Consider the following 9,967-nt stretch of genomic DNA (forward strand, 5'->3'; position numbering starts at 1 on the left):
GTTGTCCACCGGCCGCCGCTGGCGTCCCGTGGACAACCGCACCGCGCCCCTGCCTCTTGCGGGCCGGGCGCTTCCCCATTTTGCGCGCGCGCGAGAATGCGGCCCCATGCAACAAAGCCCCGCTATTGCGAGGCTTTGTTGATGGCCGCTTGCAGCTTCGCCTGCGTTACCGCATCGAGCAACGGAAACGCTGCCGTCACGGCGCGGCCGAGCTTGGCCTCTTCCTGCCCTTTGCCGAAGATTTGCATGCCGCCGACCACCACGACGCCGGCGACGAGTCCCGCGACCAGCGCGGCGGCGATCGCCACCGTCAACGGGTTTGTCCTCTTCGGCTCGATCATCGGCACCGGTTTATCCGGCATGGCCGCTAACAACTTCTTAGCGGCCATCGTGGCTTCCTGCACGGATCGAGCGGTGTCCTTGGTGCTCGCGTCAATCTCCTGCACCCTGTTCGTCAAGGCTTCCGCCTTGCCGAACAGGTCGTGCATTTCTCCGAGCACGATTCTCAGGGCCGCATCCCGTCTTGTCTGAGGCCCCGGAGCCGTCTCCGTGTCGCTCATTTGCCTTTCGCCTTGCCGAACAGCAGATCCGTTGAGCGCGCGAGGTTGGCTTGCGCGTCGACGGCCAGATCGTGGTCGGCTTGTGCCTCAATCGCGGCCAACTCCGCATCCAGGTCGCCCGCTGCCTTGGCTTCGGCTCGCTTTGCGCGCCAGTCCGTCTGGTCTTCCGCCAGTTCACGGATGTTCTTGCGGCGAACGAGATCGAATACTTCGCTTTGCTTGATGACGATATGCGGTTCGTAGGTTGCCTTGTTCTTGCCTTCCGTTGCCGCGTATCCCGCGATTTGCGCGTAGACGTGTTCCACCGGCAAATTCGCTTCCCCGCCATCGTACATATTGAAGACGAGACGGATTTTACTCGACGGGAAACCGAGCTTCGAAAGCCATTCGATCGTTGCGATCGTGTCTTTCTGTTGCTTGTCGGCCGGAACGGTCGGGACGACGATCAAATCCAGTTCGCCAATCGCACTTTTATAACGCGTCAGTTCGCCCATGAATTGAACGACATTCGATGCGCCGACGTCTACGATTACGTCATCGTTCAACATGATTGTTCGGAAAATATCACGGAACTCGGATGCCGAAAACTCTTCGGCTTTCGTGCTCTCGATTTCATTCGCCACCGAGGCGTTGTGAAGTTCGACCGAAACAAATTTTGCGTCCGGACGACTCGCTTTCAACCAGTTGGTCGCCAGCGTGGTTTTTCCGACGTTACCGCTCAGGTTGATGACGGCGATTTTTTTGCTCATGTTCATTTCCTTTGGCTGCGTGCGAATTTTCGATAATCGACTTGACTTGCTTTCTGAGCTTCTTGCAATGCGTCTTTCACTTCGAACGCACTGCCGACGCTATCTGATTCCGGGGGCGTAACCTGCTCCCGTGGTTCCGCTGATCCACTCCCTTTTGGTTCCACTGATCCACTAACGTTTGGATCATCTGATCCAACCCGGATTGGTTCAGGTGATCCATGCGTGATTGGCTTGACCGATCCAGCCTGTTCCGCTCGCTTGCGCACCCGCTTCAAGGTCGTGTTGTACACATCGAACGTCATCTGAACACCGGCAGCGACCAGCGCTTGATGAATGGTTGCGTGTCGATGCCCGAGGTTGTTTGCCCGCTCGATTAGCGGGAACAGTCGTTCGAGCAACACTGCCTTCGAGCGGAGGTTTTGCGCCTGCAACTTTCGGGCGGTTTCCTCTAGTTCGATCAGTTCGTCTACGGTTTGCATGGAAGTCATCGTAACTTGTCGTGTACTTAAAGGCAACTAAAAAGGAACAAAATGTATCGTGAATTTTCGACAAGGTAACACGACGGGAACACTTTTGGAACTGAGGCGGTACAGACGTGGAACATTTGAGGGGTCGTCGCGCCCCTAATCGGCCTCGCCAGGGCCGCAAAAGCCCCAAAAACCGGGTTGAAATACGCTTTTTCTGGCCTGATCAGACCATCAAATGCCCTCGCACGGGCCGAAATCGGCGGTCGACCGACTGTCCTAGAACCCCAACACACCATACGCACCTCTTGCGAGGTGCTGCAAAGCCAAGCTGCGCTTGGCTTTAAAGGCAAAACCGGCGCCAATTTTTGGGTTATCAGGTAACACGTTAGGGTGTAGGATGCCCGTGTTTTAAGGGAGATCGTGTGTTATGCGTCGTACAACTAGTATTAGTTTGAGCAGTGAGGAAGAGGCGTTCATGCGTCGGCAGATGGAGATCGCTGGCGAGACGGAGCTGGGGCCGCACATCAAGCGGGTCTACTTTGGTCGGCTCAATCCAGGAGAAGGTGTGCTTGCTGAGCTTCGGACGAACACCGACATGACGCTGTCGATGCTCGCAACCATGACGAAAGGGCTGCCTGCCGGCGCTGGCCGACCGGCAGAGAAAGACGACTCGCGGGATTTAGAACTGCGTTTGCTTGCCGCTATCTTCACCATGCTTCACATGTCCGTCGGGAAGGATCAGCGCTTGTTGATCGAGCGCTACATCGACCCGAAGGCGGTCGAAACCTTTTTGAAAGCTGGAGATGATGTATGAGCGCTGGATCGCGACGGTATGACGACCGCCACAAGGGGTTGATGTTTCTGCTGGTGCTGCTGGGTTCGGTGGGTGCATGGTTTTGGGCCGCGCAGCGGTTATATACCCTGCCCCACGATCAACTCGCGAGAGCGCTGTATTATGCAGCGCTCTCGACGCCCCACACTCCCCTATTATGGGTGCCGACAACTTTGGCATTTATATATGGGATGATCGTATTCGCTGTACTAGCCGTCTACTTTAGAAGTGGTTTTGAAGGGGCCGATTTTGCGATATTTTTGCGCGGTGCGACAATGGCGAGTCCGGCGCAACTACGGGATTTGACAAGAAACTGGTTTCGCCCTCAGTTAATTTTGGGTGGGATTCCGGTGCCGATTAAAATCGAGAGCCAACATTACAGTTTCACCGGTTCTACGGGTTCGGGTAAATCTCAGGCAATTGCCGAGTACATCGAGTCGGCATTGGCGAGAGGTAAGCCGCGTTGGTATCGACCGTGGGCAAAGCCTGAGAGAATTGTTTGCGTCGATCCGAACGGCGCGTTCATGGAGAAGTTTTATCAGCCCGGCGACATTATCATCAATCCATTTGATGAGCGATCGCGGTCATGGGGTATCTACAACGAAATCCGTGTCCCGTTTGACGTCGAGCTTTTTGCAGTGAGTGTTATTCCGAAAAGTCCTTCGACCGAACAGGAAGTCTGGAATGCGATGGCGCGAACCATCACCGCAGAGGTGATGCTGAAGTTGTGGAGGCTCAACCGCGGGACGACAGACCATCTGGTGTACTGGCTGACGATGGCCCCGAACGAGCAGCTTCAAGAGATGCTGGCTGACACCGCCGCCGCCGGCATGTTCCACGGTGCAGAAGAAACCCTCGGCAGTGTGCGGACGGTGCTTACCCGGTACATCACCCCACACAAGTTTCTCGCGGCGATCGAGACTGCTCAGAAGGAATTCTCCTTCCGTGATTGGCTGGACAACGGAGCGGGTAACGTCTGGATTACGTGGCGGGAAGATCAATTGTCCGCCCTGAAGCCGCTTATTTCGTGCCAGTTCGACGTGCTCTGCGCTGCGGCTCTGTCCGCGCCCGCCAATCGCAAGCGCCCTGCTACGCATCTGGTTGCCGACGAGCTGGATTCGCTTGAGAAGTTGAACTACGTCGTCCAGGCTGGCACCAAGGGCCGAAAGCACAAGCTGTACATCGCGGCTGGCTTCCAATCCTACGCGCAGCTTGACGACACGAACGGCAAGCAGGCCGCCCTGACCTTGCGCAACAGCTTCCGTAACACGTTGAGCTTCGGTATTGCGGATATGGACACCTATACGGCCGGCGAGATCTCCAAGGGTCTCGGGGAGCATGAGGTGATTCGGAAGCGTGAGACCGGGGGCAAGAATCCGACCACCACGTACGACAAAGAGCGCGAGCCGCTGGTTATGCCGTCGCAGATCCATAACCTGCCCGACCTGACTGGTTACGTGAAGCTCTCTGGCAGGCACCCTATTGCTCGCGTTACCTTGCAGTACAAGGATCGGCCGAAAGTCATTGAGCCGATCGTCATGGCCAAGAACGTGTGGACGACCGCCCCCGACTTCGACTCGGTGTCGACGCTCAACTTTGCGCGAGACGAGTGATGCTGACGTTCTCGTTTGTGAAGGACTCGCGGCAGGCCGGAAAGTACTACGAAGAGACCGACGACTACTATGCGAAGGAAGGTCATCGCGGCGAATGGGATGGCGAAGGCGCGGAAGCGCTGGGGCTGCAAGGCGGTGTCGACAAAGAGACCTTCAAGAATCTGCTTGATGGCAAATTGCCGGATGGCACCGTGGTTCGAAAGCCCGCGCCGAAGACGAACAAGGACGGCAAGAAAGCCAATGCCCGGCTCGGCATTGACTTCACGTTCAGCGCGCCGAAGAGTGTCAGTATCGTTGCTTTGGTCAGTGGCGATCGGCGTGTGATTGCTGCGCACGATGCGGCCGTGGCTGATGCCTTGAAAATGCTTGAGAGCAAGGTCGTCGCACGCAAGAAGGTCAAGAAGCTGTCTTTTCGCGAGCACACCAACAATTTCGTCGTCGCGAAGTTTCAGCACGATCTATCGAGAGACCAAGATCCGCAGTTGCACACCCATGCGGTCGTCATGAATCTCACGCAGCGCGAAGACAAGCGTTGGACGGCGCTTTCCAACGAGGAAATGCTGAAGAGCGTCAAGGTGACTGGAGCGTACTACCGCGCGCGACTCGCGGAGAGATTGCAGGACATGGGCTACGACATTCGGGCGACGCGGCACGGCTTCGAGATGGCGTCGGTTCCGGATGCTGCGATCGAAATGTTCAGTCAGCGCAGCCGCACGATCGAGAAGCACCTCGACGCCCAAGGACTGACGAGAGATACCGCCAGCGGCGGCATGAAGCAGACCATCACGAAGAACACGCGCAAGCGCAAAGACGAGGGCGATCGCGCGGTGTTGCGTCAAGAGTGGCGTGATGCCCTTGCTACCGCAGGCATCAAGATTCCAGAAGCCGCGCCCGAACATCAGGCCGCGCCTGCAAGAACCCCGACGCCCCCCGGCCGCGAGGCCGGGCACGGAGCATCGGACGGCGCTGGCCCGCGCGATCCTGGTGCTGGTGGTGGCTCATCCGGGCGCGGTGGCGCAGAGCCGCGGCGTCCCGAGGTGACACCGCAATCGCCAAGCACTCGGCCGACGTCGGGCGATTTCAACAGAGATGCGACCGACCCGCGCGACTCACGGGAGCGGCCGCAGCAGCCCGAGCGTGTCGATGCAGAATCATTCCCAGCGCATTCTCCGCAGCAGGCCGCCGGCCCGACAGGTGGAGATCCACCGTTGCCCGATAAGCAGCGCCGCGCCCGCGAGGCTCTGGACTTTGCGATCGAGCATTTAACCGAGCGGCAGGGCATTTTCACGCATGGCGAGCTGCTTGAGCGCGCGTACATGAAGGCGCTGGGTGGAACGGCCGAGATCGACCGTGAGCTAGATCGAGCCAAGGTGGACGGGCGATTGTTGCCCGAACTGCCGTTGTACCAAACTGCAAAGTCTTTCTCGCGTGACGAGCAGGCAAAATCAGACGATCCGCAGTTCGACAAGTTTCGGCACGACAACGACATCCACAAGCTCACGCGCGCGTCGTGGGTGTCGATGCTCGTCAACGTTGAGGGTTATAGCGCCGATCGCGCGGAAAAAACAGTCGACAACGCGATCGCAAGCGGTCGCCTTGTGCAGACCGAAGAGCGCTACACGACTCCCGACATGCGAAGCCGCGAGCTGCGCATCCTCTGGATGGAGCGGCTTGGCCGCGATACGGTGCAGCCGATCAAGACGGCCGAAGAGGTCGATACGATGCTCGCGCAGAGTGACCTGAATGCGGGGCAACGTGACGCTGCGAAACTTGTGTTGACCACGACGAACCGTATTGTCGGTGTGCAAGGTTATGCCGGTGTGGGGAAAAGCCACATGCTGAGCAAGTCGGTCGAGGGCATCAAGGCGGAGACTGCAAAGAGGGCGTCTGAAAGCGGTTATCGCGTCATCGGGCTCGCGCCATACGGTTCGCAGAACAAGGCATTGAAGGAGCTGGGGATGGACTCTCAGACCCTCGCATCGTTCTTGGCGAAGAAGCCAGAGCCGGGGCTGCTGGGGCCGAACACGATCGTCTTTCTTGACGAGGCAAGCGTGGTGCCCGCACACCAGATGGAAGCACTGATGAAGCGCATTGAGCAGCATGGTGCGCGCCTGGTGCTACTCGGTGATCGTAAGCAAACACAGGCGGTCGAGGCGGGCAAGCCCTTCGAGCAACTTCAGGACGCAGGGATGCAGCTCGCACATATCACCGAGATCCAGCGTCAGAAGAACGCAACCCTGAAAGCCGCTGTCGAGAAGGCCGCGAACGACAACATCGGCGGTTCCGTTTTTACGCTCAAAGAGAACGTACATCAGGTTAAGGAGGCTCCAGAGCGTCACAAGGCTATCGCGGACGCGTACGCATCCAAGCCCCTTGAAGAGCGCAATAACACACTGATCGTCGTTGGCACGAATGAAGCCCGACGAGAGATCAACAAGCTTGTTCGCGAGAATCTGGAGCTGCCAAAGGGCGAGCTGGTGCGCGCGCTGGAGTCGTTTGACATGACGCGGGCAGAGCATCGTCATGCATCCAGCTATGTGCCGGGGCTCATTGTGCTCGCAGAGCGGGACGGATCGCACGGACTGAAGCGCGGTGAGCACTTCAAGGTTGTGTCGATCGACGCGAATGCGAACACGCTACGCCTGGTCGGCAAGGACACGGGTGAGCTGGTGGTCAATGCGTCGAAACTTGAAGGACTGTCGACGTATCAGCCAACAGAAATCGAGATCGTCCGCGGCGATTGGCTCAGAATGACCCGAAACGACAACAAGCAGGGCGTCTACAACGGCGAGCGGCATCAAGTTGCGGCCGTGGAGGCGGATGCGGTTGTTCTCGAGAACGGCGCGCGTCTGCCGCGCGAGAACGCGATTCACGCTCAGCATGGCTATGCGCAAACCGTCCATAGCGCTCAGGGACTGACGACGAACAGCGTATTGATGGATGCGGACACGAAAAGCCTCACCGCGAACCGGGCCGTTTTCTATGTCGCCATCTCCCGCGCTCGCCACGATATCGCGATCTATACCAACGATCGATCGAAGCTGGCTGAAACGATGAGCCGTGAGCCCAAGAAGTACGCAGCACTCGAATTGCGCGATAACCGGCGCGAGGATGAGGTTTTAAGGGCCATATCGGCTATCCGCCGATCCGAGAAGGACGCCCGGTCAGCGCGGCAAGCGCTGTCCCGAGACATTCGTGGCAGTGCAACCCGCACCACCCAGCAGCGAGCCGCGCGTCGCGGGCGTTCACGCTGATCTAGCCGCCTCGCAGGCGGAAACAAAAAATGATCTTGTAGGTAACACAAGCGGAACTGTGATGGAACAGTTCCGCTTGTTTTCTTTCGCCTGTCCTACAGGACGGGCCTTCTCCCGTCGTTAACCAACCACGTTTTGTCCGACGTTACGTTTTATTACGTTGGCGTGCCTTGCCATACCGTACGGAATACTGTAAATATCACTATAGTTCACTATTTGTATACTTTTAGGGGTCTAGAATGCGTCTTTTCGTGAAACTGTTTGTAACCGCCGCACTTGCTTTCGGCGTGTACGGCAGTGCGTCCGCACAACAGTCCGTGCTGCCGGGTAGCTTCATCCCCAACTTCAACGGGGATATCCAAGAGTCCGACTTTCCCTGCGCCCTGATCCTCTGCTTCGCGAATCCCGCTGGCGTGACGGCTGAGCCCAAGTGCGGGTCGCCCGTCAACTGGCTCATCGACAACTTCATCAAGAAGTTCAGGCCGTGGCCGCTGTGCATCTTCAAAGATCCGTTCGGCACGCAAGTTTCATATGGCAACCAGGCGCACGTCGATTGCCCGGCTGGGTTCACGCCGGAGACGATGAGCAACAGCATGATGGGCATGATCTACGGGAGCAACTACACGGGCGTTTGTTTGCGCCCGGTTCAGTCCTGCGAAACCACTGGCCGCAATGCGTTCACGCCGACCGTAAGCGGATCGGCCTGCCACACCTACAACATTTACAACGACTACGGCTCGGTCGTCCAAAGCTACCACTACGAGTACGTGATTCCGCCGAACGGCGTTACCAGCTACTCGATGCGGCTTACCAGCAGCACATACAACAACACGTTCTTTTTCAACTTGGGCGGGAACGGCACTGGCAACCTGAGCCAATCGATCATCTACAAGAAAGACCCCTACGCGAACAACGGTGCGAGCAACGGAAATGCCTACTTTCGATTCGGCACCAATCATTGAGACGTGTGCGGCCGGCGTCGATGCCCGGCTGTTCACCTCGCTTGTTCGGCAGGAGTCGAACTTCAATCCGTTTGCCATCGGCCTCGATGGCAAAGCGGTTCTAAAAGCCCAGCCTCGCAGCTATGAAGAAGCGGTGAAAACTGCCGTTAACCTGAGACGACAAGGCATAGGATTTTCTGTAGGGCTGTCACAGGTGCATATCTCAAACGTCGTCCGTTTAAAGATGACGTGGCAAGAGGCGTTCGATCCGTGCACGAACCTGCGTACTGGTAGCGAAATCTTTCGCGGGTTCTACACGCAAGCGGTGCAAGCTGGGTATAGGTCAGATAGCGCGGTTTTCGCCGCGCTTCGCGGCTTCAACTCGGGGAGCGTGCACAACCCCGTCAGCAACGGCTATGCGAAGGCGATTCTCGTTCGTATCGGAGTCGCCCCCGCAACGCCATCACCTTCCGTCGTGTCTTCGCTGCCCGCAGTGGCGGCGGAATCTGCTCGGACAGCACCCGAGCAAGACGGTAGCAGCCCCGATATGTTTGCCGCCCCGTCGACGTCGCTCTTTGGTGAGCGGCGCGACGTCCTCGCGCAAGCTAAATCCGCCAGTGTCGCCGTGGCCGACGTCGCGCAAGCCGGAGCACCTCAGTCGATCGAGACCGGGGGTGCGCCGGTCGTTTTGCGCGCATCGGTCGTTCCCTAAATATCTCACCCAGCGGGGAGGGAGGGCCAACGAAGACGCGCCTAATGCTTGGAATCACTTTTTTCTGTAGTTCAGGACACTAAAAATACATAAACAGTGTACAATATGCCTATATTTAGTCTCTCGAAATGGGGGTTTTCGGTGTGGTGTAATGCAGGGTTTATCACTTCGCACAGACCACCACAGGGAACCCCATGAGACTTCAAGACATTGCGGCGCTGGCGGGCGACATAGCTCACATCAAACTTAGGCAAAACTCCGCCGGACTCTGGGAGGTCGGCGTTTTCTTGGGGGGCGCGATATCGCAAGAACACAAGGTGACGAAGTTTCACAACAGGGCCGAACCGCGTACGTGGAAGAGCTTGGACAAGCTGGTGGGGACACTGGAATCCGTCTTTCACTGTCGGTTTGAAGAAATAGATATCCCATTCCAAATACGGATACAACATGACCAAACAGAAGAAGGGGGCGCTTAGCAAGCTGAGCGCCATTCGCGCACGTATCACGGCCGAGCGCGTCGGTCGAATCTATAGCGTTGCCATCGTCGGCGGTTACACGTTTCTCGCGCTGACCGATCCGGCGACCGCCCAATCCCTTCGCTCTGCGGGCGAGAGCGTCTTCAACACCATCTATGGCGTGGTGGGCGTCGCCGGCGGCATCGCAGGCGTCACCACCGCGATCAACTGGAAAATGGGCAACTTCCTCGGTGCCCGTGATCCCAAGCAAGCGTTCGTCAACTCCCTCATCGGCACCGGTGCTGCTTTCGGCATCGTCGGTATCGTCCAGTGGGTCAAAACGGCGACGGCCGGGTCGAGCAGCATCAGCGGCGTCTAAGCATC

The 9,967-nt window shown here is 57.8% G+C and carries 9 protein-coding genes; 6 read left to right on the plus strand and 3 right to left on the minus strand.

What is annotated here, in order from left to right:
• Positions 1 to 122: 122 nt before the first annotated feature.
• From LXE91_RS43480 to LXE91_RS43490, 3 genes are read right to left on the minus strand one after another with little or no spacing between them, the layout of a single operon-like run.
• Positions 123 to 560 carry a hypothetical protein gene (locus LXE91_RS43480; protein ID WP_039341542.1) on the minus strand — a complete coding sequence of 146 codons (438 nt, stop codon included), beginning with the start codon at positions 558 to 560 and terminating at the stop codon, positions 123 to 125.
• Positions 557 to 1,309: a P-loop NTPase family protein gene (locus LXE91_RS43485; protein WP_076841750.1), complete on the minus strand. Its 753-nt coding sequence runs from the start codon at positions 1,307 to 1,309 to the stop codon at positions 557 to 559. The genes LXE91_RS43480 and LXE91_RS43485 overlap by 4 nt, the downstream gene beginning before the upstream one ends.
• A gap of 2 nt (positions 1,310 to 1,311) precedes the next feature.
• Complete coding sequence (locus LXE91_RS43490) at positions 1,312 to 1,797, minus strand: hypothetical protein (RefSeq protein ID WP_141715656.1); 486 nt, start codon at positions 1,795 to 1,797, stop codon at positions 1,312 to 1,314.
• Between the two features lie 454 nt (positions 1,798 to 2,251).
• Here LXE91_RS43490 and LXE91_RS43495 point away from each other — a divergent pair, with 454 nt between their 5' ends.
• From LXE91_RS43495 to LXE91_RS43520, 6 genes are all read left to right on the plus strand, one after another.
• Positions 2,252 to 2,590, plus strand: a complete 339-nt coding sequence (locus LXE91_RS43495; protein ID WP_039341539.1) for a hypothetical protein — start codon at positions 2,252 to 2,254, stop codon at positions 2,588 to 2,590.
• Positions 2,587 to 4,221, plus strand: a complete 1,635-nt coding sequence (locus LXE91_RS43500; protein WP_070162878.1) for a type IV secretion system DNA-binding domain-containing protein — start codon at positions 2,587 to 2,589, stop codon at positions 4,219 to 4,221. Before LXE91_RS43495 ends, LXE91_RS43500 begins: the two co-directional genes overlap by 4 nt.
• Positions 4,221 to 7,475, plus strand: coding sequence for a MobF family relaxase (gene mobF / locus LXE91_RS43505; RefSeq protein WP_069586067.1), 3,255 nt, complete (start codon positions 4,221 to 4,223; stop codon positions 7,473 to 7,475). The genes LXE91_RS43500 and mobF overlap by 1 nt, the downstream gene beginning before the upstream one ends.
• Before the next feature lie 239 nt (positions 7,476 to 7,714).
• On the plus strand, positions 7,715 to 8,437 hold the full coding sequence (locus tag LXE91_RS43510) for a hypothetical protein (RefSeq protein ID WP_046196909.1): 723 nt from the start codon (positions 7,715 to 7,717) through the stop codon (positions 8,435 to 8,437).
• Positions 8,406 to 9,128, plus strand: coding sequence for a transglycosylase SLT domain-containing protein (locus LXE91_RS43515; RefSeq protein WP_083268471.1), 723 nt, complete (start codon positions 8,406 to 8,408; stop codon positions 9,126 to 9,128). Before LXE91_RS43510 ends, LXE91_RS43515 begins: the two co-directional genes overlap by 32 nt.
• A gap of 447 nt (positions 9,129 to 9,575) precedes the next feature.
• Entirely contained in the window at positions 9,576 to 9,962 is a 387-nt protein-coding gene (locus LXE91_RS43520) for a hypothetical protein (protein ID WP_039341532.1), read from the plus strand.
• The last annotated feature ends 5 nt before the right edge of the window (positions 9,963 to 9,967 follow it).

Source organism: Burkholderia contaminans (assembly GCF_029633825.1).
Classification (GTDB): Bacteria; Pseudomonadota; Gammaproteobacteria; order Burkholderiales; family Burkholderiaceae; genus Burkholderia; species Burkholderia contaminans.

Bases quoted from the DNA above. Each gene is read 5' to 3' on its own strand.
- LXE91_RS43515 (WP_083268471.1), top strand. From the start codon at position 8,406: ATGCCTACTTTCGATTCGGCACCAATCATTGAGACGTGTGCGGCCGGC.
- mobF (WP_069586067.1), top strand. From the start codon at position 4,221: ATGCTGACGTTCTCGTTTGTGAAGGACTCGCGGCAGGCCGGAAAGTAC.
- LXE91_RS43490 (WP_141715656.1), bottom strand. From the start codon at position 1,797: ATGACTTCCATGCAAACCGTAGACGAACTGATCGAACTAGAGGAAACC.
- LXE91_RS43510 (WP_046196909.1), top strand. From the start codon at position 7,715: ATGCGTCTTTTCGTGAAACTGTTTGTAACCGCCGCACTTGCTTTCGGC.
- LXE91_RS43480 (WP_039341542.1), bottom strand. From the start codon at position 560: ATGAGCGACACGGAGACGGCTCCGGGGCCTCAGACAAGACGGGATGCG.
- LXE91_RS43485 (WP_076841750.1), bottom strand. From the start codon at position 1,309: ATGAGCAAAAAAATCGCCGTCATCAACCTGAGCGGTAACGTCGGAAAA.
- LXE91_RS43495 (WP_039341539.1), top strand. From the start codon at position 2,252: ATGCGTCGGCAGATGGAGATCGCTGGCGAGACGGAGCTGGGGCCGCAC.
- LXE91_RS43500 (WP_070162878.1), top strand. From the start codon at position 2,587: ATGAGCGCTGGATCGCGACGGTATGACGACCGCCACAAGGGGTTGATG.
- LXE91_RS43520 (WP_039341532.1), top strand. From the start codon at position 9,576: ATGACCAAACAGAAGAAGGGGGCGCTTAGCAAGCTGAGCGCCATTCGC.